Source organism: Moorena sp. SIO4G3, from assembly GCF_010692305.1.
Classification (GTDB): Bacteria; Cyanobacteriota; Cyanobacteriia; order Cyanobacteriales; family Coleofasciculaceae; genus Moorena; species Moorena producens_A.
In genome coordinates this window covers 21643-44646 of sequence record NZ_JAAHIG010000006.1, presented here as the reverse complement: position 1 = coordinate 44646, position 23004 = coordinate 21643, and the positions used below count along the sequence as shown (strand labels likewise).

The 23004-nt window shown below is 43.7% G+C and carries 25 protein-coding genes; 13 read left to right on the top strand and 12 right to left on the bottom strand.

Features of this window, described 5'->3' with window-relative positions; all coding sequences use genetic code 11:
- Nucleotides 1–711, bottom strand: a complete 711-nt coding sequence (locus F6J99_RS02030; protein WP_293111499.1) for a caspase family protein — start codon at nucleotides 709–711, stop codon at nucleotides 1–3.
- Between the two features lie 139 nt (nucleotides 712–850).
- On the opposite strand from F6J99_RS02030, the gene F6J99_RS02025 reads away from it, so the two are divergent.
- Nucleotides 851–1048, top strand: coding sequence for a DNA-binding protein (locus F6J99_RS02025; protein WP_293111498.1), 198 nt, complete (start codon nucleotides 851–853; stop codon nucleotides 1046–1048).
- A gap of 207 nt (nucleotides 1049–1255) precedes the next feature.
- A complete protein-coding gene (locus F6J99_RS02020) occupies nucleotides 1256–1744 on the top strand; it encodes a hypothetical protein (RefSeq protein WP_293111497.1) in 489 nt (162 codons plus the stop codon).
- Here the strand turns inward: F6J99_RS02020 and F6J99_RS02015 are convergent.
- Complete coding sequence (locus F6J99_RS02015) at nucleotides 1729–3108, bottom strand: transposase (protein ID WP_293111496.1); 1380 nt, start codon at nucleotides 3106–3108, stop codon at nucleotides 1729–1731. The genes F6J99_RS02020 and F6J99_RS02015 overlap by 16 nt on opposite strands.
- Nucleotides 3109–3386: 278 nt before the next feature.
- Here F6J99_RS02015 and F6J99_RS02010 point away from each other — a divergent pair, with 278 nt between their 5' ends.
- Complete coding sequence (locus tag F6J99_RS02010; protein WP_293111495.1) at nucleotides 3387–3572, top strand: hypothetical protein; 186 nt, start codon at nucleotides 3387–3389, stop codon at nucleotides 3570–3572.
- 23 nt (nucleotides 3573–3595) lie between these two features.
- Here the strand turns inward: F6J99_RS02010 and sodX are convergent, their stop codons facing one another.
- Together sodX and sodN are read right to left on the bottom strand one after the other, a co-directional pair.
- Complete coding sequence (sodX, locus tag F6J99_RS02005) at nucleotides 3596–3943, bottom strand: nickel-type superoxide dismutase maturation protease (protein WP_293111494.1); 348 nt, start codon at nucleotides 3941–3943, stop codon at nucleotides 3596–3598.
- A gap of 231 nt (nucleotides 3944–4174) precedes the next feature.
- Complete coding sequence (gene sodN, locus F6J99_RS02000; protein WP_293111493.1) at nucleotides 4175–4648, bottom strand: superoxide dismutase, Ni; 474 nt, start codon at nucleotides 4646–4648, stop codon at nucleotides 4175–4177.
- 501 nt (nucleotides 4649–5149) lie between these two features.
- Here sodN and F6J99_RS01995 point away from each other — a divergent pair.
- On the top strand, nucleotides 5150–5533 hold the full coding sequence (locus tag F6J99_RS01995; protein WP_293111492.1) for an element excision factor XisH family protein: 384 nt from the start codon (nucleotides 5150–5152) through the stop codon (nucleotides 5531–5533).
- A gap of 201 nt (nucleotides 5534–5734) precedes the next feature.
- Here F6J99_RS01995 and F6J99_RS01990 read toward each other — a convergent pair whose 3' ends face one another.
- Nucleotides 5735–5878 (bottom strand): ribbon-helix-helix protein, CopG family, encoded by a 144-nt coding sequence (locus tag F6J99_RS01990; RefSeq protein WP_293111491.1) that lies wholly within the window; start codon nucleotides 5876–5878, stop codon nucleotides 5735–5737.
- Nucleotides 5879–5946: 68 nt separating this feature from the next.
- On the opposite strand from F6J99_RS01990, the gene F6J99_RS01985 reads away from it, so the two are divergent.
- The 5 genes from F6J99_RS01985 (at nucleotide 5947) to F6J99_RS01965 (ending at nucleotide 10829) form a co-directional block, all read left to right on the top strand.
- Nucleotides 5947–7164, top strand: a complete 1218-nt coding sequence (locus F6J99_RS01985) for a transposase (protein WP_293111500.1) — start codon at nucleotides 5947–5949, stop codon at nucleotides 7162–7164.
- Nucleotides 7165–7474: 310 nt separating this feature from the next.
- Complete coding sequence (locus F6J99_RS01980; protein ID WP_293111490.1) at nucleotides 7475–7828, top strand: element excision factor XisI family protein; 354 nt, start codon at nucleotides 7475–7477, stop codon at nucleotides 7826–7828.
- A gap of 5 nt (nucleotides 7829–7833) precedes the next feature.
- Nucleotides 7834–8058 (top strand): hypothetical protein, encoded by a 225-nt coding sequence (locus F6J99_RS01975; protein WP_293111489.1) that lies wholly within the window; start codon nucleotides 7834–7836, stop codon nucleotides 8056–8058.
- Nucleotides 8059–8320: 262 nt separating this feature from the next.
- A complete protein-coding gene (locus F6J99_RS01970) occupies nucleotides 8321–8533 on the top strand; it encodes a hypothetical protein (RefSeq protein ID WP_293111488.1) in 213 nt (70 codons plus the stop codon).
- A gap of 82 nt (nucleotides 8534–8615) precedes the next feature.
- Nucleotides 8616–10829, top strand: coding sequence for an RNA degradosome polyphosphate kinase (locus F6J99_RS01965; protein WP_293111487.1), 2214 nt, complete (start codon nucleotides 8616–8618; stop codon nucleotides 10827–10829).
- A 242-nt stretch (nucleotides 10830–11071) separates the two neighbouring features.
- Here the strand turns inward: F6J99_RS01965 and F6J99_RS01960 are convergent, their stop codons facing one another.
- The 4 genes from F6J99_RS01960 to F6J99_RS01945 form a co-directional block, all read right to left on the bottom strand.
- Complete coding sequence (locus F6J99_RS01960) at nucleotides 11072–11755, bottom strand: HAD hydrolase-like protein (RefSeq protein ID WP_293111486.1); 684 nt, start codon at nucleotides 11753–11755, stop codon at nucleotides 11072–11074.
- A 151-nt stretch (nucleotides 11756–11906) separates the two neighbouring features.
- A complete protein-coding gene (locus F6J99_RS01955; protein ID WP_293111485.1) occupies nucleotides 11907–13820 on the bottom strand; it encodes a transketolase C-terminal domain-containing protein in 1914 nt (637 codons plus the stop codon).
- Nucleotides 13821–14236: 416 nt separating this feature from the next.
- On the bottom strand, nucleotides 14237–15241 hold the full coding sequence (locus tag F6J99_RS01950; protein ID WP_293111484.1) for an acylneuraminate cytidylyltransferase family protein: 1005 nt from the start codon (nucleotides 15239–15241) through the stop codon (nucleotides 14237–14239).
- A 318-nt stretch (nucleotides 15242–15559) separates the two neighbouring features.
- A complete protein-coding gene (locus F6J99_RS01945) occupies nucleotides 15560–15730 on the bottom strand; it encodes a hypothetical protein (protein ID WP_293111483.1) in 171 nt (56 codons plus the stop codon).
- Nucleotides 15731–15980: 250 nt separating this feature from the next.
- Here F6J99_RS01945 and F6J99_RS01940 point away from each other — a divergent pair, with 250 nt between their 5' ends.
- The 3 genes from F6J99_RS01940 (at nucleotide 15981) to F6J99_RS01930 (ending at nucleotide 17522) form a co-directional block, all read left to right on the top strand.
- Complete coding sequence (locus F6J99_RS01940) at nucleotides 15981–16352, top strand: hypothetical protein (protein WP_293111482.1); 372 nt, start codon at nucleotides 15981–15983, stop codon at nucleotides 16350–16352.
- Nucleotides 16353–16545: 193 nt separating this feature from the next.
- Nucleotides 16546–16938: a hypothetical protein gene (locus F6J99_RS01935; RefSeq protein ID WP_293111481.1), complete on the top strand. Its 393-nt coding sequence runs from the start codon at nucleotides 16546–16548 to the stop codon at nucleotides 16936–16938.
- A gap of 206 nt (nucleotides 16939–17144) precedes the next feature.
- Nucleotides 17145–17522: a hypothetical protein gene (locus tag F6J99_RS01930; protein WP_293111480.1), complete on the top strand. Its 378-nt coding sequence runs from the start codon at nucleotides 17145–17147 to the stop codon at nucleotides 17520–17522.
- 119 nt (nucleotides 17523–17641) lie between these two features.
- Here F6J99_RS01930 and F6J99_RS01925 read toward each other — a convergent pair whose 3' ends face one another.
- Entirely contained in the window at nucleotides 17642–18328 is a 687-nt protein-coding gene (locus F6J99_RS01925) for a PEP-CTERM sorting domain-containing protein (RefSeq protein WP_293111479.1), read from the bottom strand.
- 129 nt (nucleotides 18329–18457) lie between these two features.
- Between F6J99_RS01925 and F6J99_RS01920 the strand changes: the two genes are divergently transcribed.
- The gene (locus F6J99_RS01920) at nucleotides 18458–19003 is read left to right on the top strand and encodes an N-acetyltransferase (protein WP_293111478.1); all 546 of its coding nucleotides are present in this window, start codon (nucleotides 18458–18460) and stop codon (nucleotides 19001–19003) included.
- Between the two features lie 278 nt (nucleotides 19004–19281).
- On the opposite strand, the gene F6J99_RS01915 is transcribed toward F6J99_RS01920, so the two are convergent.
- Nucleotides 19282–21522: a tetratricopeptide repeat protein gene (locus F6J99_RS01915; RefSeq protein WP_293111477.1), complete on the bottom strand. Its 2241-nt coding sequence runs from the start codon at nucleotides 21520–21522 to the stop codon at nucleotides 19282–19284.
- Nucleotides 21522–22952 carry a caspase family protein gene (locus F6J99_RS01910; RefSeq protein WP_293111476.1) on the bottom strand — a complete coding sequence of 477 codons (1431 nt, stop codon included), beginning with the start codon at nucleotides 22950–22952 and terminating at the stop codon, nucleotides 21522–21524. The genes F6J99_RS01915 and F6J99_RS01910 overlap by 1 nt, the downstream gene beginning before the upstream one ends.
- Nucleotides 22953–23004: the final 52 nt, after the last annotated feature.

The window sequence follows — 23004 nt, the reverse complement described above, 5'->3', positions numbered from 1 at the left end:
TCAAATCGGCTGCTGGGGAGTACCTTTAAGGGTCTGGTCAATATACTCGATCAACTTGTCATTATTAACCACACCCTCCGGTTGTCCTTTGGGGTCGAGTCCCTCCCAAAGTGTCCGAGAGAACACCCCATGCTGCCCTTCGATATCTTCCTCCGCCAGTTCAAATTCCCGTGCGGCAGCAATAAAAAATCTGGTCTGACCCTGACCTGCCGTACCCAAATCTGCCTCAGTAAAATTAAGCAATTCCCCAGCAAAACAGCAGTCTAACCAAACAATTTGCTGAGGTACTGGACTCTTTTGCAACAATTCCCGCAACCAGCGCAGGGAAACTCCCCACTGCTTTTTCCTAGGACTAACATCACTGGTAGCTAAGAACCCTTCAGTAACTCCACCCCGGTCTTTCCGTAACCCGTGACCGATAAAATACAGTAGTGCGGTTTCTGGAAGGTTGTTTCCTACTGGATTAAACAGTTGGACAATGGCATCCTCTAGAGTATCTGCATCCAACACTGATTCTGGATCGATAATGCGCTCACCCTCTTGAATGGTTTCTGGCAGCCGCCGCACTCGAAACCCACCATACTCTTGCAACCGTTGTGCGATCGCTTCTGCATCTAATGCAGGGGTTTTCAGATGTCTTGCCTTGCTCCTGGGAGTATCTTTTAGAAAGGGATACTGATTAATCCCCACCACAAGGGCATCTCGATTCATGGCAATTAATTAAGTTAGTGTATGGTCAATCAATATTATTTCGTGAGTTAGTCAGATGCTTTCCCTAATTAAAGTATAATACCAAATCTGATTGTAAAAACCCCTTTATAAAGTCAGGAAATTAAATAGAATAATAGCTATGAGTTCTATCCAGATTACGATACCGGATGAGCGTTTGCAAAAACTCCAAGACATTGCAGCTAACCTGAATGTTTCTATAGAAGAGTTAGTGTTGATGAGTGTTGAGCAATATTTAACTCAGTCAGAACTATCTTTTAATGATGCTACAGCATACGTTTTGCAGAAAAATGCTGAACTTTATCGCCGACTGGCTTAATGCGTTATCTCACCGTCACTGAAGTTTTAGAACTTTACTATCGAATTATTCACCCCACCAGCGCTGGGACTTTACTCCCATAAACACCTCCAGTAGCGTAGGCATAGCCCATTAGCTTACAGCTGACTGCTTACAGCTGACTGCTGATAGCTGAATTATTACTATGATAGATATGCTCCTAGAGACGATATCACACTACTCTAATCAATGCCCACGCTGTTGAAATTGGCAATAATTGCCGCTCATCTATCGGTCTATCTGGTTGCTGCGCTTAACATCTGGATTTTTTCTTATTGGAGTCCATTTTATACTTCTGTTGTCAAGGTGCGATCGCTACCACTGATCTACTGTGGCTATGCTTGTTTTGCGATCGCTAACTCCTACGAAATTGCTGAACACATCGGCGATGACTGGATTTATGTCAGCCAAGTTTCTGATCTCAATCGGCTATTCTATACCTTCATTACTGCTGGCATGTGCTTGATTGCCCTAGGACTGAAAAAATCCCGCTTTCTGGATTTGATATTGGTTGCCAGCATGGTTGCTGTTCCCCTACTGTATGGTGTTCAAGAGGGCAAAGAATTAATGCAGTTGGTGCAATTAGTTCCTTCGATCATTTTTGTCTATAACTGGTACTTGACATCTCCCCCGGTTGAAACACGGGGGATTCTACAAGGTTATTACACCGCAGGGTGAACCCGTGCGGTTTCACTTCTCGTGCGATATGATTTTTTAAGGGATTTAAAAATGTCATATCGGTGTGGGACTGTCATAGATCCCCTACCTGCCTTGGTTAGGTCAATTCCTAACTGTACAGCTACTTTCCTAGCAATGTTGCCTGCTCCATTACAATCGGCATTAACTAGGTGCCCTTCAGAAGACTTGTATAGCCCACGTTTAATCCTTTTTCCCGACGGTTTCCATCCTTTGGGTTTTTCACCATGTTTTGGGAGGCTGTCGTCGTCAAGGTAAGACGCTTTACTGGTATACGCTTCCTCAGTAATTGTTAGTTTGATTCCATATTCTGAGCAGAGTTGTTTTAGTCGTTCAATTAGTCTTTTTGTTGGGATAACTACGAAATTCTGATTGCCCCGCTTCCCCATATTGGACTGAGTCTTTTGCCCTTCGTTCCAACCAACAATGAGGTTTCCAATACGATCACTTAGACACCGATTGACAATAAACCGAGCAGCCTTATTGATCGCGTCCCTCATCTGGTTGTTTCGTTTTCTCTGAACCCAATCAAGGTTGGGATCCCAGTAAAATCCTGGCTTTCCTTGTTTGTATTTGGCAACCAACCGGCAGTAACCCTGATTCAGTGATTTGAGTTTGCGACCGTCAATAATTAGGCTTTTACCCTGAGTTGAAACGCCGGTAAGCCAGTTGTCGCCGCCATGGTCAAAGCTCCAGGCTTGTGAATAATCAAGATTGGGGTTGTTTTCGATTGGTTGCTTCCCGTCCGAGATCACCCAGTCAATCCATAACTGTCCCAGGTACGGGCGAATTGTTACTTCTTTAACCCAGTCCGGGTCTATGAAATCTGGTGCTTCTAGTATGATTTCGGTTACCAGATCTCCCTTGCTTTCCTTGCTGACAGATGGATAAAATAAACCTTTTTTGTAGTTAAGGGCTTGTCGTGGAAAGCTAACAGCTGCTAGTCCTCCTTTCTTTCTGTATCTTGGCAGTTTTGGCCTATCGACTTTCCCGCTGTAGTAATGGCCGACTAACTGATTGTAGCCATTGATTGATTCGGCTACAGTCTTGAGCGTTTGTTGCGCAGACTGAGCTGCCATCGCCTTATAATGAGGATTATCTTTTAAATTCTTGCAGAGTTCGGCATACTTGACGTTACATTTATAAGTCTTCCACCCATATCTAAGAATATCCTCTTGCCAATAAGTCGAAAAACCTTCCTCTTGCTGCTCTAACCAGGTGTAATGTTTTTGCTTGGAGTAATAGATAGCACAATTGATCAGATTATTTGCCTGTTGACATTGAAAAACCCAAAAAACTTCCTCTTCATCTGTAAAATTAGCTTTTACTGGAATTGTCTTGTACATCCGATTGCCTCCTACTATAATATTAGCAAGTGTACGCGCAAATGGCAATCCACGATGAAAGATGAGCGATTAATGATCCGAATCACTAGATTTGAAAAAATGCAACTAAAACAAGAAGCGGAACGGCGTGGAATGACTCCGTCTGAGCTGGTTAGGAGTCTAATAGCAAAATTTCCCGAACCTAAACAGAGGGACACGGCGGGTTAAAACCAGTCGTGTCCGTTTCATCCCCTCCTTAAAAGATAGGGGCTCTCACGTTCCCGGATATTTGTGTAGTTATGCGGGACTGGCGAGTTTTTCTATTCCCATTATTCGCAAATCTGATCACTGTTGGTTTTGGTATTGCCCTGATTATTACCGGACAGCAGGCGCTTCATCTGTTCGTCGGTTCTCCTTCAGCGATTGGCTTACTAATTCTTGGGCGAGTTGCGTGGGTAAAACCAAAAAGACATTCCAAGGGATAACTTTGGGATGTTACAGAAAACGACTAAAGAAAACGACTGGTTACTTTACCAATAATTTGCTGAGAATCCACTAAACCAAAAGAGCGGCTATCGGTACTTTCTAATCGGTTGTCTCCTTTTAGGAAACAACGTCCATCTTCCAGGACCAAAGTTACCCGTTTCACCAATCGCAACTGGTTTTGGTAAGGGTGTCTAACAACAACAATGTCACCAACCTTGGGCGGAATGTGCCGATAAGCTCTCGGATCAATTAAGATTTCCTCTCCTGGTTTGAGCAGGGGAGTCATGGATACTCCTGTAACTCTGAAGCGCAACCGTTTTCGCAATATCCACAGTGCTAGCTCAGGAATACTGTTTTTTATAGAAAGCATTTGAATTAAGAATGTAGAATTAAGAATTAAAAATTAAGAATTAAAAATTAAGAACTAAGAATTAAGAATTAAGAATGTAGAATTAAGAATTAAGAATTAAGAATTAAGAATTTTACATTCTGCTTTCTGCCTTCTACATTCTGCCTTCTACATTCTGCCTTCTACATTCTGCCTTCTACATTCTGCATTCTAAATTCTACATTCTAAATTCTACATTCTACATTCTGAGGTTTAGCTAGCTTTATACCAGACAATATCGCGATTCTTGGTTGCCCAGAAAATCTTGTGGATATTCTCTACTGCATCAAGTAGCTCATTGGCGTGCTCAAGGCTAACTTCCACCTTGCAGGCAGAGCATAACTTTGCAGCTTTCCAGAAGGTATCGTGTAGGTCTGGGAACTGCTCCAAGTGTACTGGCTTGAAATAGTCTGTCCACAGGATCAGTATTTCCTCTTTGGTCTTCTGAGCCTGCTCTTCCTTAATAGCAATGAACCGGGATAGGGTATTGTGGTAAGCAGCTAATGCCGGTTGATCATTACTCGCAGGTGGCTCAAGATCAAGGATCTTCTTGGTCATTGAGAGTACTGCCTCAGCGGTGATACGTGCAGCAGCTGGGTCATACACCCCGCAAGGTCCGTCACAGTGGGCATGGACTTCTGGAGCAGGGAACCAGTCTTTGAGCTGGGCAATAACTTTTTTCAACATATTTTTTAGAGTTCGCTTGTGGTCAGAGCACGTGGTAAAAATCGGTAAGGGAGGAATAGCCCCAGGATAGCCTATGGCTAATCAGGGTTTTTGACAACCGACTAGACTAAGTTAGTTAACTAACTTAGTTAGCCCAATCTATTCCATCCCCCCCCTACCCATAGTAAGTTATACCAAGTTGTGTTCTAAAGCGATAGTAGATCTGAAGATATGGAATCGGGAATCGGGAATCGGGAATCCTGGGAGGTGTGGGGAGATGGGGAGATGGGGAGATGGGGAGATGGGGAGATCTTATAGAGTTTTGCGTTCGCGTAGCGGCTCTAAAGGAGCATCGCACCAGGAAACTCTCCTCATAGGCCACTTGACTCTGTGATCTGCTGGGGGTGGAGTTGCAACTGTTTTCAACTATGCTAAAATTTCCGAAAGTAGCTCAGAGTATAAGTTTGGTAGCAGTCCAGCGCCATGATAATCGGGGATAAACCGAAGAAGCTTTCATAACTAATGTCTAGACGAGATGAGTTACATTTCTCCCTGCGCCGCACTCTCGAAAATGACGGGTGGACGATTACTGATGACCCGTTCATCTTAGTGTTAGGACAAACGCTCTTGAAAGCTGATTTAGGAGCCGAAAAGTTTTTCGCAGCTGAAAAAGAAGGACGTAAAATTGCTGTGGAAATTAAAGGCTTCGAGTCCCCTTCAGTCATTAATGAACTGGAAAAAACCATGGGACAGCTTCAGCTTTACGAATGGGCTTTGGAGATGCAAGAACCAGAACGGCAGTTGTTTCTCGCTATCAGTCAAGCTATTTATAGTAAACACTTTCAAAAAACTATTTTTAAGCTAGCCGTCGAGAGAAATAAAATTAACTTGTTAGCTGGCCGGTAAAAGAAGCCCCACGTCTCAATCCGTAAGGATGAGCGTGGTCAGAAGTTACCGCATTCAGAGGGTCGCCTTTATAGTTGCCAGGCTATGCATAAAAGAGGTGCGACCCGTGGCGAATTTAATTCGCCGACGGAAAGCGCACCTTTGGTTAAAACTCGTGGAATAAGGCTCCACTCTTCTAAGGTTTCATCTCCGGGATGAATTTTACACAGAGTCTTTGGGATCAGGGAAGCGAGCTATTAAGCTTCTAAGAACTTCTGATTGGTTCATTCCCCTCTTCTCTGCCTCTTGTTCTAGCTTCTTTTTTTCGTATTCGGTTAACCGTATCGTCATTTTTATAGTTTTCATTTTGACTTGCCATTTGACTAGGTATATACTATACTAATAGTAGGTCGAAAAAACAGAAAATGGCAATAATGATAGCGGCATATCAATACCGGTTGAGGCTGACTAAAACTCAGGAATCTGAAATAGAGAGATGGTTGGACATGCTCCGCTGTCAATACAATTATTTATTAGCAGATAGATTCAACTGGTACGAACAAAATCGCTGCTCTATCAACTCCTGTCCCTTAATTTGTCACTTGCCAGACTTAAGAAACAATCCTGACTACTTTTCCCAGAAGAAAACTCTTCCTCAATTAAAAAAGGATAGACCTTGGTATAAAGTAGTTCAGTCTCAAGTCTTGCAGGACTGCGTCAAAAGGGTCGATCTAGCCTTTAAGCGATTCCTTAAAGGTGACAGCAACGGGAAAAGAAGCGGTAGACCTCGATTCAAAGGAAAGAACAGATACCGGTCTTTTACTTTTCCGTCTCTTTCTAAGTCCCCCATAGATGGCAATATTTTGACTCTTCCAAAGTTTGGGAAGGTCAAAATGATTTATCACCGGCCTATTCCAGAAGGTTTCAATATCAAGACAGCCACCATAACTCGAAAAGCTGACGGGTACTATGTCACGTTATCCATTCAAGATGACTCTGTGCCGAATCTTATTCCGGTAGATAGTGTTGAAAATCCTATCGGGATAGATATGGGTCTCAAGTCTTTTCTGATCAAGTCTGATGGTTCGGAGGTGCCGATTCCTCAATACTATCGAAAGGCTCAAAAACGACTAAAGAAAATCCAAAAAGCTGTCAGTCGTTCCAAAAAAAGTAGCAACAACAGAAAGAAAGCCGTTATTGAATTAGGAAAGGCTCACAAAAAGGTAGCTGACACCCGAAAAGATTTTCATTTCAAGACAGCAAAAAGCTTAGTGGACAATCACGATCTAGTTGCTCATGAAAAGTTAAACATTAAAGGTTTGGCCAGAACTAAATTGGCTAAATCTATATTGGATGCTGGGTGGGGTCAATTCCTGTCGATACTATCAAGCAAAGCCGAGAATGCTGGCTTGGTTACAGTGGCAGTGAACCCTCGAAATACCAGTCAGAACTGTTCTAATTGTGGAACCAAAGTACCAAAAAAATTAAAAGACCGCATTCATTCTTGTCCTTCCTGTGGTTATACCGAGGATCGTGATGTGAATGCGGCAATTAATATATTGAAGTTGGCGGTAGGGCATTCCGTCGGAAGTAAAGTTTTCCGAGTATCCGAACCGGTAGGTGGAGTTGGAGTGCGGCTCGTTCTGAGGTAGGAGCCTCCTGAAACAGGAGGGGTATGACCCAGAAGATTCGCGGGGTAAAAACCCCGAATCTTAACTATCAGTTGGATGGTGGTGAAAACCCACCCCATTAAGAGAATCACCAAAGTTGTCACCAACAGATTCACTGGAGTCAAAAAGATACTCAGGAGCCGTGTGAGGCGAAAGTTTCATGCACGGTTCTGGAGCGGAGGTGCTCCCCGTAATAGGGGACATCGACCGTAATAAGAAGCCCACACTCAACCTGAAAAGGTGAGTGTGGGAGTATGTCACTGTACGACCCAGAGCGGGAGGCTATTGTTCAATGGAGCAATCACTAAACTATGCAGATATTCTGAAAAAAACGTTGCAAGAGGAAACTCGCGCCCAACCTCGCTTACAAGCGATTCGGATTTATCCTGTCTGCGATACTGATTCCGGTCAGTTCCTGGTTCTGGCCACTGGCTGGGATAAGCAATGCTGGATTGACTCGATTCTGTTTCACGCTCGCTTGGTCGATAGCCAAGTCATTATTGAAGAAGATAACTTTGAGGAAGGGTTATCCTCTGCACTTATTGCCGCAGGTATCCTAGAAGAACATATTATTACTAGCCTTGATTATGAAGGCGATGCTAACCCAGTGATCGCGACCGCCTCCTCCGCCGGGGTAAGGTTTTAGGGCTTGTGACAGATAGTAGATCTGAAGATATGGAATCGGGAATCGGGAGTTGGGAATCGGGAGTCGGGAGTCGGAAAAGAGAGGGAAGTGTGGGAGGTGTGGGAGGTGTGGGGAGATGGGGAGATGGGGAGATGGGGAGATCTTATAGAGTTTTGCGTTCGCGTTTGGCCTACGGCCACAAGCGTGACCATTCGCGTAGCGTGGCCCAAAGGCCAAGGTCAATCGCGTAGCGGCTCCAAAGGAGAATCCCACTAAGTTAACTGATGTAAACCCCAGATATAGCACTAGGCATTAAAGTTAGGAAATTGATAGAAGCCGAAAAGCTAATGCACGTGAACTTTTGCCTCTTGCCTCTTGCCTCTTGCCTTTTACCTCTTGCCCTTGGGCGTATTGAATAATACCAAATAACTATCCTAAATAAAAAGAATTTTACAGTTATTAACATTTCGTGTTACCTTAATTAAAAAATTAGACAAACTTCAACTTAAATTCATGAATAGTAAAGAGTTAGCGCAATATATAGAAGCTACTGACGGCATCTCCAAACCCTGGTTACTGCTGCAACTGCGCCTGAAGAAGCTTCAGGAGCGCCGCGCCACCCTATCATCGGAAGCTTATATCAGAGAACTAGAAGATATTCACCAGGATTTGATGAATTTAGGTCAGTGGTGGGTAGGTAGAGAAGACGAAGTGTTTAATCCTTGAGGTTCGTTTAACGGTAGAATCTCAGTGACTATTCTCTCGTTGCCGTAAAAGAGCCTGATCAAGTGGGTTAACTCTGAGGATCATGGGTAAAGCTAAAAAGAATAAGTCTGAAGTTGAAAATATCGATTTTCAATTTAAAAATAATACGCCTGAATTTGAACAGACCACAGAACAGAACACAATTGAGCTTAATCTGAGTGACCCTGACTATTACTTCAATCGAGAACTGAGCTGGTTGGAGTTCAATAACCGAGTATTACATGAAGCAACAGACCCCCGAACACCTCTGTTAGAGCGTCTGAAGTTCATGGCCATCTTTAGCTCTAACCTTGATGAATTCTTTATGGTGCGGGTGGCTGGTTTAAAACAACAGGTGCTAGCACAAGTTAGTAAACGGACATCCGATGGTCGCACACCCAGTGAACAACTCGATGCGATCAGAGTGCGGCTGTTACCGATGGTAACTCAACAGCATCAACACTGTGAGCAGGAACTGCGACCCCTGCTAGCCAAAGCAGGGATTTACATTCTCGACTACGTGGACTTGAACCAGAAACAGCGGAATTACTTGGAAAACTACTATTCCGAGCAAATTTTTCCAGTTCTGACTCCCCTGGCTGTGGACCGCAGCCATCCCTTTCCTTACATGTCCAATCTCAGTCTGAATCTGGCGGTAGTGGTCAAAGACCCGGAAACGGGAGCAGAATTGTTTGCTCGGGTGAAAGTTCCTCGAGTATTAAAGCGCTTTGTACCCCTCCCGGAAAAATTGCAGCAACAACAGAATGGAAAAACGACTAGTTGGACTGGTGTTCCTCTCGAACAAATCATTGCCCATAATTTAGAATCTCTGTTTCCAGGGATGAAGATTCAGGAGTGTCATCCCTTCCGGATTACCCGCAATGCTGATTTGACAGTAGAGGAGTACGAGGCAGATGACCTGCTGATAGCGATTGAAGAGGAACTACGGAAGCGACGCTTTGGTCGTTCTGCCGTGCGCATGGAAATTCCTGTGACCACCTCCAAGTTAGTCAGGAAAACCCTGATGCGAGAGCTGGAACTTGAAGAAACCGATGTCTATGAATTGGACGGTCTGTTAGCACTGGGTGACTTGATGTCGTTGATGGCATTGCCACGGCCAGAATTGAAAGACCCTGTGTGGGAACCAGTGGTGCCCCGACGCCTGCGCTTTCCGATCGGGGAAGAGAATGTCGAAGATATCTTCAGCGTAATTCGCAGTAGGGATTTGCTGGTACACCATCCCTATCATTCCTTTGGCGCAACGGTAGAGCGTTTTATTACCCAGGCCGCTCAAGATCCAGATGTCTTAGCCATCAAAATGACCTTATATCGCACATCTGGTGACTCACCCATTATCGATGCCTTGATTAGAGCAGCAGAAAATGGTGAGCAAGTGTCGGTACTCATAGAACTAAAGGCTCGTTTTGATGAAGAAAATAATATCGTCTGGGCAAGGAAGTTAGAACAGGCTGGAGTCCATGTAGTCTATGGTTTGGTGGGTTTAAAAACTCACACCAAAATTGTGCTGGTGGTGCGTCGGGAGGGGGATAAAATTCGTCGGTATGTTCACATTGGGACGGGGAATTATAATTCTAAGACTGCCAAACTATATACTGATTTAGGACTATTGAGTTGCCGTGATGATTTAGGAGCAGATTTGACAGATTTGTTTAATTCTTTGACCGGTTACTCACGGCAAAAGTCTTATCGAAAGTTGTTGGTCGCACCATTTAGTTTACGCGATCGCATGATCGAAATGATTCAGCGGGAGATTGAACATTGCCGCAACGGGGCAACAGGTCGTATTGTTGCCAAAATGAATTCCCTACTAGACCCCAAGATTATTGCCGCCCTCTACAACGCCTCACAAGCTGGTGTAAAAATTGACTTGATTGTGCGGGGAATTTGTGGTCTGCGTCCTGGTCTTAAAGGAGTCAGTGAAAATATCCGTGTGGTGAGTGTCGTGGGTCGTTTTTTAGAACACTCACGGATTTTTTACTTCCAAAATCAGGGTCAAGAGGAAGTCTATATTGGCAGTGCGGACTGGATGCGTCGTAATTTGGATCGACGGGTAGAAGCAGTGACACCAGTGGAAGACCCAGAGATTACCAAAGATTTGGAAGAAATCCTGGCAATTATGTTAGCAGATAACCGTCAAGCTTGGGATTTACAGCCTGATGGCACCTATATTCAACGACAGTCAGCTCAAGGGGTTAAAGAAGAATCGGCTCATCAGATTTTGATGGAGATGGCGTTGCAATCAGCAGGGATGGGATAGTGGTAGAATTAAGAATGTAGAATTAAGAATGTAGAATTAAGAATGTAGAATTAAGAATGTAGAATGTAGAATGTAGAATGTAGAATTAAGAATGTAGAATGTAGAATTGGAAATGTAGAATGTAGAATTTAAAAGGGACAACCTATAATTCTGAATTATAAACTCTAAACTCGGAATTCTTAATTCTTAATTCTTAATTCTTAATTCTTAATTCTTAATTCTTAATTCTTAATTCTTAATTCTTAATTCTTCAAGCCAATCTTTTCCATAAACACTGTTGATGATGGCAGGGATGGTATAGTCCACCAGGGCTGATGTTCCTCTAGGGACTCCTGGTCATATTTACCAGAGGCAACCGCAATCACACGAGCACCAATGGCTTTGCCACAGTGAATGTCATGGGGAGTATCGCCAATGACGTATGTCTTTTGAGATGGGATTGCACCATACTTTTCGGATGCGATCGCTAAAGCTTGTTGGGCAATATCAACTCTAGTTTCAGTTTTATCGGAAAATCCACCATCCCTAAAGTAATCAGCCAAGCCATAATAGCTTAATTTTGCAAATGCTCCTGCTTCGATATTTCCTGTGAGCAACATGGAAACCACATCAGTTCGATCATGCAAAGCATCTAGAATTTCGATTACCCCCTCCAGGACATATCCTTCTCGGCGGGGCAAACTTTGAGGCAAGTAGTTAATGTAGCCTTCCAGCAGTTGATCCACCAATTTAGGTTCTGGGGACAAACCGTACTGCTTGAGAATATTAGCGGCAATTATTGGGTCTGTCATGCCTGCAGTTTCTATATTTGTCAGTGAAACCGTTTCACCAATTACCTCACTAGCCGCCTCTTCTAGGGCAAATATCCCGGCTCGTTTTGTGGTTAATAAAGTGCTGTCGATGTCCCAAAATAAAACGGTAGTCATTACACTCCTCTGGTACTATAACTTGAGGTAATAGTTGTTATTTAATTACCATTATTATAACATTTATCAAATGTAATTCTTGCCTCTTGCCTCTTGCCTCTTGCCTCTTGCCTTTGCTTGAGGGAGTATATTCACAACTTAACTAAAAATGCTACATCATAGTTTTATTAATATCAAATGCTAAACTTTCAGCATCTAGCCCATGAGCACGAAGCACTTCCTGATTTTGACCGCATTTAGGAATATCAAATACTCCAAATTGCCTTACCTGTATTTGCCCAGACAATCCTAATTCTGCCAAACCACTTACAATCCGATCTCCCTGTCCTCCTATCACATAATGGTTATCTAGGGTAAACACCCAGGAGTAACCCTGAAGGATTTGCTCCAACCAGTCTAAATCTACAAAATTTAGCCAAGGCAAATTCACTACTTTTAGGGTGATACCGTGATTCTGAGCCAATAACTGGGCAGCTTGATAGGCTTGTGGTAGCAGCACGGGACCGTAACCAAATAAAATAGCGTCCTGCCCCTCAGTTAAGGCAATCCCCTGACCCAACTCCAACTGATAATCCTCTGGCAATTGATAGGGAATCTGACAGGGGATAGAGACTAGCCTGATATAGGAACTACTGATAGTTCGATGCAAACAGTAGTCTAGGGCAAGGGATACTTCTGCTTCATTAGCTGGTTCAATCATCACCATATTCGGTATCGCTCCTAGGGCAGAAATATCCCTTACCGATTGGTGAGAATGACCAGGACCACCGGGTAGCAACCCAGCTAGGGAGCCAACATAAATAATCTTAGTCCGTTCGGTAGCATTATTATAGATTTGCTCATTGGGTCTGGTGGATAGGAAACAAGCAAAGGAATGCACGATCGGCAGTAACCCTTTCAGTGCCATCCCCCCGGCCTGGGATACCATATCTTGTTCGGCAATGCCACACTCAAAGAACCGTTTCGGGAACTTGTCTTTAAAGGGAATCAACCCACAATCGAGCATTAAATCGGCATCGAGTACTACCAGGTCTTGATTCCGTTCTGCTTGGGTAACCAAAGCTTTGGAATAGGCACTAACCAGTCGTTGCGCCCCATCAGCTACAGCAGGTTTGGCATAGGATAGCATCTCCAATGCTAAGGGGGATGCTCCAATTTGTTCCAATTGGGTATTGGCAGCAGCAATTAGTTCTGCGACTCCGGTCGTGTAGGCTTCATCATCCGGTGCGCCACTATGGAAGCGATATAAGTTGTCTTCTGGTTTGATGGCCGTGTGTTCCATAAAGGAGATTCCTTTTCCCTTAATGGTGTCAGCAATCAGGATTTTGGGCTGGTTAGTGACTGCTTTCAATTTTGCGATCGCATTCCCTAAAGCCTTGACATCATTGCCATCACAGCGGTCAACATACCAGCCATAGGCCGCAAATTTCCGTTCCAAGTCCCCCAAGTCACTCACTTGGGACACCCAAGTATCGGACTGAATTTTATTATGATCCACAATCACAGTCATCTCATGGAGTCCCAGATTTGCTGCTGGTTGGAGAGACTCCCAAAACTGACCCTCCTGCAACTCCCCATCCCCAGTTAAGATATAAACATTTCCCTCTCGACCCATCAGCCGATTTGCGCTAATCATCCCCTTAGCCTTAGAAACCCCCATTCCCAAGGAACCAGTATTCGTTTCCAAGAACGGAATTGAAATATCTGGATGGCCAGGAAGTCCATCTAACCGCCTCAAGCTATGGATACGCTCAAACTCCAGCAAACCATGGCCAATCAAAACCGAGTAAAAACCCGGTACATCGTGACCCTTAGAGGAAAAATAAATATCCCGTGGTTGATTAGAGTTAGTTTTCCTAACCCGTAATTCATTTAAAAACAGCCAACAAACAATATCTAAACTACTAAAACTACTACCAATATGCCCTGAACCCGCCTGTTTTATCATATATAAGGTATTGATTCGACAGTAGGTAGCAAAAAGCTCAGTATGAGTTTCGGGAGTAATGTCTAAATCCTTGAGGCGTTCAAACTCCCGAAACGGGACTAGAGATAGATTTGTCATTGGTTATTGGTTATTGGTTATTGGGGTTGTTGGTTATTGGTCAGGTTTTGGGTTTTAGGGAGCAGGGAGTAGGGAGTAGGGAGCAGGGAATAGGGAGCAGGGAACAGGCAAAAAATCCTGTGTACCTGATAGTTATGAAAAACCCTGTATACTATTAATGTTAAATGGATAACATGACAGCTTAATCTTTACCTTGGTTACTTGCTGATTTTCTTATCCGCAATTTTAAACGTTATTTTTTAAAGTTAATCCCAAATAATTATAATCATTAGTTAGCTATTTTATTAATTAAAACGACTAATTAAACTACTCTAACTAATAGTATAGCGTTTCTGATAGTAATGAGGTACACAGTATTTTTACCCTGTTCCCTACTCCCTACTCCCTACTCCCTACTCCCTACCAAATTGAAAAAACTAAATTGGTTTCTGGGAGACTATAGGTAAGTGAGCTTCTCCCTGTGCTATTAAATATTCCAGATACCACCAATCCTTCAAGTCATTAATATCTAATCCCTCATGATCATGGGTAATAAATGGCATAATAACCTTTCCAGCAATTGTATACTCTTTCAGCACCACTTTTGACCAAGCAATTTCTAAGCTAGCATTTTGCACATAGACCTCTGGCAAGGCCTGATACGGAGTACTATGCCAGGGGGTATGGGGGGTTGTTGGCCTTTGGCCTTCCCGTAGGGTAGGTTGGGGGGTTGTTCGCGTAGCGTGGCCTTTTGGCCAAGGTTGGGGGGTTGAAGGTTGAAGGGTTGAAGGTTGTTCGCGTAGCGTGGCCTTTTGGCCAAGGTTGGGGGGTTGGAGGTTGGGTGGTTGGAGGTTGGGGGGTTGGAGGTTGGGGGGTTGGAGGTTATGGTTAATCTGACAATTGCCTAATTCATTCCCGTAGCGTGGCCTTTTGGCCAAGGTGTTCTGCTCAAGCAACGGTTTCATCAGGCTGCCCTTGAGTACCCACATTTTACCAGGATGCTGCTGGCATTTCTCTACTGCCCGTAAGGAGTCTACTTGATCAGCTTGAGCCAAAAACGCCTGCCAAGCTCGTTGAATGGTCTGTGGTTGGCGACAAGGACTGGTTGGTCGCAGGATGCTGAAGCAATCAAATTCTCGCCCAAGATCATTCAAACGCCTCAGGGTGTAATCAATCCACTCAATATCTGGTGATTTGTCAGTAGCATACTCTGGCGGACGCAAAAATGGTACGTCAGCGCTATAGTAACGAGCAATTTCCGCCACCTCCTCTGAGTCAGTGGAAACAATCACTGCTGAGAACACTTGGCTTTGGGTTGCAGCAGCAATAGTATAAGCAATTAACGGATGCCCTTTCAAACGACGAATATTTTTACCAGGTACTCGTTTAGAACCAGCCCGGGCTGGAATCAAGGCAACTACTGTCGGAGTTTTAGAATCCACCAATTTTCCTGATATTAGACAATAATCTTGCTGGCAAATTTTTGATCACCACTTTATAGTTTACAGAAATAATGAATAGGTAAGCTATCAGCGTTCAGCTATCAGTTATCAGCTATCAGTTATCAGTTATAGCAATCCTAAAGGAGCTTTATTTTCAGCTGACGGGAATCGGGAGTAGAACGGGCATCTTGCCCGTTACAATTTTACGAGTAATTGTTGGTTTTATAATAACTCATAATTGCAGTTAGTTGGCTATTAGTAATTACTAGATTTTAATCCTTGTCAATATTAACAATTATAGTGTATAATTATATAGGGTTAACCCAATTGCTTTAAGTACAAATTACTGGGGTTTAGGAAGTAGGGATTAGGGAGTAATAATTGCTCCTTGCTACCGTCAATTAAATCGCCAATACTTCCCTTAATCATGGAAGAAACTTGTTCGCGTAGCGTGGCCTTTTGGCAAAGGTAAATCATCTGGTAAATCATAAGTAGTAAAAACCCGTTCTAATAGAGCAATGCTAAAAATTAACCGTCACAGCGTGTAATCGCGAATCACACTATAAAAATCACACTATAAACAGAATCTGCACTAGTTTAATCAGAATGATAGCGGTGATACTACTTAGGATTTACACAGAATTTTGATCCTATTACCTGTTCCCTATTACCTAAAATACAAAACGTACTTCAAGCAATTGATAACTGCTATCGTAAACATTCTATTGCAGCAAAGCAAATGACAAACTCAGACCAGTTTGATATCCGTTTCAACCTTTTACTAACTGCCCTGGAGCGGATCAGCCAACAGATTGAACAGCTCGGTCACAGAACCGATTCTAATGCTCGTGCTATCGAGCAGACCAACCAAAAGATTGAACAGCTTGGTCACAGGATCGATTCTAATGCTCGTGCCATTGAAGCTCTAACCAATACTGTCCATGAGTTCAAACGCGATCGCGCTCAAGCATACTCTTTGATGGCAGATTTAGCTCAAAATCAATCCCGAATGTATGGCATGATGGCCAACTTAGATGAGCGACAGGAACAACTGTCTAACCGACAGGGGGAGATTGTAGAAATTCTGAAGTTACTGGCTAAATCTAATTAAGATGCGCGAACCACTAGGGTAAGCATTTAGCTCTCAGTAATCAGCTATCAGCCTATGGGCTACAGATGGTGCTACTGTTCACCCAGCCTGCCCGTAGCGCAATTGGTGCTTTTGAAGAAAATAAGCTGACCGCTGACCGCTGACGGCTGACCGCTGATAGCTCTTGAGAAAACACTAAACACTATTGCAGCAAATGACAAACTCAGACCAGTTTGATACCCGTTTCAACCTTTTACTAACTGCGATCGAGCAGATCAGCCAACAGATTGAACAGCTTCGTCAAAGAACCGATTCTAATGCTCGTGCCATTGAAGCCCTAACTGATACTGTTAATGAGTTCAAACGGGATCGCTCTCAACTGTATTCTGTGATGGCTAATTTAGCACAATCTCAGTCTAATTTATTTCAATCTCAGGCTAATTTAGCGGACAGTCAATCCCGAATGTATGGCGTGATGGAAAACTTAGATCAACGACAGGAACAACTTTCTCAGGGACATGAACAACTTTCCCAGCGACAGGAACAACTGTCTAACCGACAGGGTGAGATTGTGGAAATTCTGAAGTTACTGACTCAATCTAATTAGGGTTTAGAACCACTAGCGTAAGCTATCAGCTATCAGTGATCAGCTATCAGCTATCAGCTATCAGCCTATGGCCTACAGATGGTGCTACTGTTCGCGCAGCATGCCCGTAGCGCAATTGGTGCTTTTGAAGAAAATAAGCTGACCGCTGACGGCTGACCGCTTACTGCTGATAGCTGTTGAGAAAACACTAAACACTGTTGCAGCAAATGACAAATTCAGACCAATTTGATACCCGTTTCAACCGTTTACTAACTGCCATTGAGCGCATCGACCAACAGATTGAACGGATCAGCCAACAGCTCGAAGAGCTTCGTCAAAGAACCGATTCTAATGCTCGTGCTATCGAAGCCCTAACCGATACTGTCAATGAGTTCAAACGCGATCGCGCTCGACTGTATTCTGTGATGGCTAATTTAGCAAACTCTCAGTCTAATTTAGCTGAAAGTCAATCCCGAATGTATGGCCTAATGGAAAACTTAGATGAGCGACAAGAACAACTCTCTCAGCGACAAGAACAACTTTCTAACCGACAGGGGGAGATTGTAGAAATTCTGAAATTATTGACTAAATCTCAACCAGCTTAAATCTAAGCTATCAGCCCTCAGCTGAGGGCTGATAGCTGATATACCAATCCCTGTAGGAATTGCGATAATTTTTGTTCCCAGATCCGCTGTTCCCTGTTCCCTTTGGTATAGCTTATAGCTTAAGCAAAAGGTTTCAGCTTACGTTTGATGGTTGAAGCTAAGCCGAGAGTAGCCAGGGTAAAGAGACTTATACTATGACTAGGTTCAGAGACAATCACCGGTTGCGCAGAAAAACTAATGGGTAACTCACTATCTTCTGGTCCTAAATTTTGAAAACCAGTGATAAATGGCGGTGCCGAAAAAACTTCAAAAAAACTAGGGGGCTGCAAAAAACTAGCGAAAAAGACATTAACAAAGTTTCCACCTGAGGTAGAAAACCCAAAGCCGTCAGTTGTTAACTGATTACCATCAATACTAATTAAATTATCAACCTCGAAAGGTTCGTTTCCCGGTGTAGAAGTACCAGTAGGTTGCAAACCAGTAATTGTTTCGCTGTTGCGCGTGCCAGTAATTTCAGAAATCAAGAAAAAACCCAAATCATCAGGAGTATCATTAGTAGTGAAAGTACCATTGGCTTCGATACCAGGAGCAGAATAAATCCAGTTCCAATTTAAAGCTGAAGCTGCCTGGGGTGCCACCAAAACTAATCCAGAGGTAGCAATCAGGAGTGTGGTAGATAGCAGAGTTAGATTTTTCATCGCAAATTTAGGGTTGAACAAAACTATACCAAAGGGAACAGGGAACAGCGGATCTGGGAACAGGGAGTAGGGAGTAGGGAGTAGGGAAAAGGGAACAAAAATTATCACAATTCCTACACGGATTGGTATATCAGTTATGAGGTACGCTTTTCAACCTCAAAGTCCCCCTTATTAAGGGGGATTTAGGGGGATCAAGTTGTACCTTATGGGATATAGAATTAAATAATAACTCAATACATGAAGCCGCACAACATGATTATCCGAGATGCAGAAATAAGGGATCGTGAGAGCGTGCGCTCCTTACATATGTCGGCCTTTCCGATCGGAGAGGGTGATCTTGTGGCAGGTCTCGCTGATGACCTCATCTCCAATATTACCGAGCCATGTACACTATCATTGGTAGCGGTCGATGACAATGAAATAATTGGAAACGTTGCATATAGTCCTGTATTTATTGCCGAAAAACAAGATTTCCATGGGTATATTCTGGCACCACTCGCTGTTAAGCCAGAATACCAAGGTAATGGTGTGGGGAGTAAACTAATTGATGCTGGGATTAAGCGATTGCGTAGTATGAATGTGACTATTGTTTTCGTGTATGGTGATCCTAGGTATTATGAACGATTTGGCTTTAAAGCAGAGTTGGCAACACATTTCATTACTCCATATCCATTGCAGTGGCCTTTTGGTTGGCAGGCGCTCCTACTTGGGGAGATAGAGGTGCCAGATGCTGCTGTGAATATCAAATGCGTAAAGTCTTTAAATAATCCTAAACTATGGTGATAGGTTGCTATAGCGCTACGCGCAAGGCAATAGGCAATAGGCAATAGGCAATAGGCAATAGCGATCACTGCATCAAGACAGGGAATCAACATCAAAGATAACTGTATCTCATAACTACGATAAACGCTATAGTAATCTTATCTAATTTCTGAAATATAGTGGCTTTAGCAATAGCTGTAACTAGTGTAAAGCAATGATTTAATAGTTTTAATTTTACAACTGATTTAGGATTGCTATAATAATTTCAATTCTTTTGATATCACAGAGCGTTACACTTTTTACGTATCAATCGTTTCAAGCTTTATCGTCACAGGCCTAGGCTCTAAATCCCTAGGATCATTTTTAGGTTGAGATGTTTTCAATAGATGGTTCAAATTACCGGAAATAATTCGGGTTGTGGGATGTTCTTCTCCTAACTGCTTGATAGCAATCTGTAGAGCTTCTTGGTACAGAGGTTCTGCTTTTTCGTCGCGTCCCTGACTCTGGTACAGTCCGGCCAAGTTGTTGAGGGTACTTGCCACATCTGGGTGTTGTTGACCCAGCAGCCGTTGACTCAGGTCTAAGGCTTGCTGGTACAGGTCTTCTGCTTCTTGGTACCGCCTCTGGCTATCGTACAGTAAAGCCAGGTTGTTGAGGGTACTTGCCACATCTGGGTGTTGTTGACCCAGCAGCCGTTCTCTCAGGTCTTTGGCTTGTAGGTAAAGAGGTTGTGCTTCTTCGTAGCGCCCCTGGCTCCAGTACAGTAAAGCCAAGTTGTTAAGGGTGGTGGCCATATCTGGATTTTCTTGACCAACCAGGCGTTTCCTCAGGTCTTTGGCTTGTAGGTACAGGTCTTCCGCTTTTTCGTAGCGCCCCTGACTCCAGTACAGTAAAGCCAGGTTGTTGAGGCTGGTGGCCACATCTGGGTGTTGTTGACCCAGCAGGCGTTGCCTCAAGTCTAAGGCTTGCAGGTAAAGGGTTTCGGCTTTTTCGTAGCGCCCCTGCTTCTCGTAGAGTGCTGCTAGGTTGTTGAGGCTTTGTGCTACATCTGGGTGTTGTTGACCCAGCAGGCGTTTCCTCAGGTTTAAGGCTTTTTGGCATAGGGGTTCTGCTTGTTTATAGCGCCCCTGGCTGCAATACAGTAAAGCCAGGTTGTTGAGGCTGGTGGCCACATCTGGGTGTTGTTGACCTAGCAGGCGTTTCCTCAGGTTTAAGGCTTTTTGGCATAGGGGTTCTGCTTGCTTGTAGCGCCCCTGGCTGCAATACAGTAAAGCCAGGTTGTTGAGGCTTTGTGCCACATCTGGATGTTCTTCACCCAGCAGCTGTTTCCTCATGTCTAAAGCTTGCTGGTACAGGTCTTCCGCTTCTGAGTATCGCCCCTGACTCCAGTACAGTAAAGCCAGGTTGTTGAGGCTGGTGGCTACATCTGGGTGTTGTTGACCCAGCAGGCGTTTCCTCAGGTCTTTGGCTTTTAGGCATAGGAATTCTGCGTGTTTGTAGCGCCCCTGGCTATAGTACAGTAAAGCCAGGTTGTTGAGGCTGGTGGCCACATCTGGGTGGTCTTGACCCAGCAGACGTTTCCTCAGGTCTTTGGCTTGCCGGTAGAGAGGTTCCGCTTCTTGGTAGCGCCCCTGGCTATAGTACAGTAAAGCCAGGTTGTCGAGGCTTTGTGCCACATCTGGATGTTCTTCACCCAGCAGGCGTTGGCTTAGCTCTAAGGCTCTCAGATACAAGGGTTCCGCTTCTGAATATCGCCCCTGGCTATAGTACAGTTCTGCTAGGTTGTTGAGGCTGGTGGCCACATCTCGGTATTGTTCACCCAAGAGGCGTTGCTTCAGCTCTAAGGCTTGCCGGTAAAGGGGTTCGGCTTTTTCGTATCGCCCCTGACTGTCGTATAGTGCTGCCAAGTTGTTAAGGCTGGTGGCCACATCCGGGTGGTCTTGACCCAAGCGCTCTCTAACCGTTAATAAGCATTCCTGATACCAAGGCAAAGCTTGTTCGTAAGCCCCTTGACCATGGTAAAAGCGCGCTAAGCCCACAAAAGGCCAGATTAAATCTTCGTCATTTAAGTAATCGTTTTGGTTAGTGGCAACTTCCACCAGGTGAGGGATAGCAGGGGTAATTTCTATAATTTCGGACTGAGTTGGGGTCTCAGGAATATCCTTTGCTATTGCTACGATAGCTGAACAAAAGCCCCGTTTTAGTTTTTCAATATCAGCTAACTGTTCCCCCTTGATACTCAAAAATTCTCTAATCCGTTCGTGAAGTTGGTAAGTGTTATCATCTAACTTCTGGAGGAAATACTTTTGAACTAAGATATCCCGATTAACGACTAAATCAAATTCCAAGCTAGCAGTTGCAGCAACCTGGGATACTAATAACCAGGGAATAGGAGCCAAGGCAAACAAACTCAAAAGACCAGCCATGGTTTGAGCTGAAGACTCTAACGCATCCCAATTGAGTTCCAGCAGAACATCTTTACCAGAGTCACCTTCTTGAGATTGCTTCTGCTCTAGGAGCAATAAAATTTCTTCTAGCATCATGTATTACCTGGCTCTGAGTATAGCCCTGCCACATGGTATAATTTTAAAGGTATACAGCCAACGAATTGACATATTTCTTTGGCAACCTCTAACTTTTTTTCAACATAGTCTTTCCCTACTAATTTTGCTAATAACTCTAGAGCCTCAGTTTCTGGTAATTCTCCCAAAGGAATTGACGCATAGGGTAACTGTGAACTACGAGTGGTGATTAATACCCTGAATCGAGAACCCATGGGCGGTAAGTAGTCTTTGATTTGCTCGATATCAGTGACATTATCGAAAACCAATAAAACTTTACCTGGTTGCCAGTTTTCCCAACAATAAAGAAGTTGGTAATCAAGGGGTAGGTTTTCAGGAATCTTAAAATCAGGAAATTTTTTCACCATTGCAAATCCCGAGAGCTGGGTTACGATATCCACTCTCTTGAAATACAACCAACAACAGCCACCGGGATAATTTTCTAAATTGTACCAAGAGTATTGAATGGCTAGTTCTGTTTTTCCTACTCCCCCCTGACCTGTGCGATCAGTAATGGCTACAATAGTATTGTCTTGCAATAGCTGATGTAACTCTTCCAGTGGCTGGTGTCTATCCACAAACTTACGGGCTTGAGTACTGGGTATATTGTAGGCAATATCAAAGGGATTAGGATAATAATCCTCCTGATCACCATCCCAACTGCGACGATAAAAATAGGTGGGTAGTTGTTGTTTATTTAAACTAGCAAATTGTTCCTTAACGTGCTTAGCAACTACTTCCATATCTGGCAGCCAGTCCTGTTGCTCCAACGCTTTTATTACGGCTTGGGAAAAGTATCCCGTTTTTGCGGAGGAGTTAACTTTGGCTGTCTCCCCTTCTCTCGTAGCCAGTAATACAAACTGTTGACTGTTTTGCCTAGGTTGACCACTAGGAAACTGTTTCCCTCCCAAATTAGTTGGTCGCCCGTTTGACTCTAAAAGATAATTAGCACAAGCATCGACTATACAAATCTGATTGGGAATCCTAAAGGAATCTGAACCGAAAAGCAGTAACAGGGAATGTAAATCTAGATTTTGCCAATTATTTTTACTAGCATCAGCACAAAGTAGCCTGCGATTTCGCTCTGAGGTAATCAAACCATGACCAGCCCAAAATATAAACAGTAGCTCTCCCGTTTGTTGGGATAGATCATTGGTAATGATATCAAATAGATTCTGCTCCGTTGCTGGCTTTGACGTTATCTCAAAGTTATTAACCAGTTCACTATTTTCAGTTAAAGGAGACAAACAGAGCCTGATATTATTTGTTGGCACGCCTTGTGATAACAACCAATCAGCAAACTTGATAGCATCATGAACGGGACCATTCACATTCCAGTTTGTTGCTTGATACTTCTCGATCCCGACAATCAACCCATAGGTTTTTTCTGGCTTAGCAGTAATAGTCATGGAGTGCATCTAACTTTTATTAATGTCCCGTAGGGTGCGTTAGGGGCGGACT

Coding starts and splice junctions, on each gene's coding strand:
- F6J99_RS01930 (WP_293111480.1), top strand. CDS start 17,145: ATGACAAATTCAGACCAATTTGATACCCGTTTCAACCGTTTACTAACT.
- F6J99_RS02030 (WP_293111499.1), bottom strand. CDS start 711: ATGAATCGAGATGCCCTTGTGGTGGGGATTAATCAGTATCCCTTTCTA.
- F6J99_RS02020 (WP_293111497.1), top strand. CDS start 1,256: ATGCCCACGCTGTTGAAATTGGCAATAATTGCCGCTCATCTATCGGTC.
- F6J99_RS01945 (WP_293111483.1), bottom strand. CDS start 15,730: ATGATTTACCAGATGATTTACCTTTGCCAAAAGGCCACGCTACGCGAA.
- F6J99_RS01970 (WP_293111488.1), top strand. CDS start 8,321: ATGAATAGTAAAGAGTTAGCGCAATATATAGAAGCTACTGACGGCATC.
- sodX (WP_293111494.1), bottom strand. CDS start 3,943: ATGCTTTCTATAAAAAACAGTATTCCTGAGCTAGCACTGTGGATATTG.
- F6J99_RS01960 (WP_293111486.1), bottom strand. CDS start 11,755: ATGACTACCGTTTTATTTTGGGACATCGACAGCACTTTATTAACCACA.
- F6J99_RS02010 (WP_293111495.1), top strand. CDS start 3,387: ATGCGGGACTGGCGAGTTTTTCTATTCCCATTATTCGCAAATCTGATC.
- F6J99_RS01920 (WP_293111478.1), top strand. CDS start 18,458: ATGAAGCCGCACAACATGATTATCCGAGATGCAGAAATAAGGGATCGT.
- F6J99_RS01985 (WP_293111500.1), top strand. CDS start 5,947: ATGATAGCGGCATATCAATACCGGTTGAGGCTGACTAAAACTCAGGAA.
- F6J99_RS01915 (WP_293111477.1), bottom strand. CDS start 21,522: ATGCTAGAAGAAATTTTATTGCTCCTAGAGCAGAAGCAATCTCAAGAA.
- F6J99_RS01935 (WP_293111481.1), top strand. CDS start 16,546: ATGACAAACTCAGACCAGTTTGATACCCGTTTCAACCTTTTACTAACT.
- F6J99_RS01990 (WP_293111491.1), bottom strand. CDS start 5,878: ATGAAAACTATAAAAATGACGATACGGTTAACCGAATACGAAAAAAAG.
- F6J99_RS02015 (WP_293111496.1), bottom strand. CDS start 3,108: ATGTACAAGACAATTCCAGTAAAAGCTAATTTTACAGATGAAGAGGAA.
- F6J99_RS01910 (WP_293111476.1), bottom strand. CDS start 22,952: ATGACTATTACTGCTAAGCCAGAAAAAACCTATGGGTTGATTGTCGGG.
- F6J99_RS01940 (WP_293111482.1), top strand. CDS start 15,981: ATGACAAACTCAGACCAGTTTGATATCCGTTTCAACCTTTTACTAACT.
- F6J99_RS01980 (WP_293111490.1), top strand. CDS start 7,475: ATGGAGCAATCACTAAACTATGCAGATATTCTGAAAAAAACGTTGCAA.
- F6J99_RS01995 (WP_293111492.1), top strand. CDS start 5,150: ATGTCTAGACGAGATGAGTTACATTTCTCCCTGCGCCGCACTCTCGAA.
- F6J99_RS01965 (WP_293111487.1), top strand. CDS start 8,616: ATGGGTAAAGCTAAAAAGAATAAGTCTGAAGTTGAAAATATCGATTTT.
- F6J99_RS01955 (WP_293111485.1), bottom strand. CDS start 13,820: ATGACAAATCTATCTCTAGTCCCGTTTCGGGAGTTTGAACGCCTCAAG.
- F6J99_RS02025 (WP_293111498.1), top strand. CDS start 851: ATGAGTTCTATCCAGATTACGATACCGGATGAGCGTTTGCAAAAACTC.
- sodN (WP_293111493.1), bottom strand. CDS start 4,648: ATGTTGAAAAAAGTTATTGCCCAGCTCAAAGACTGGTTCCCTGCTCCA.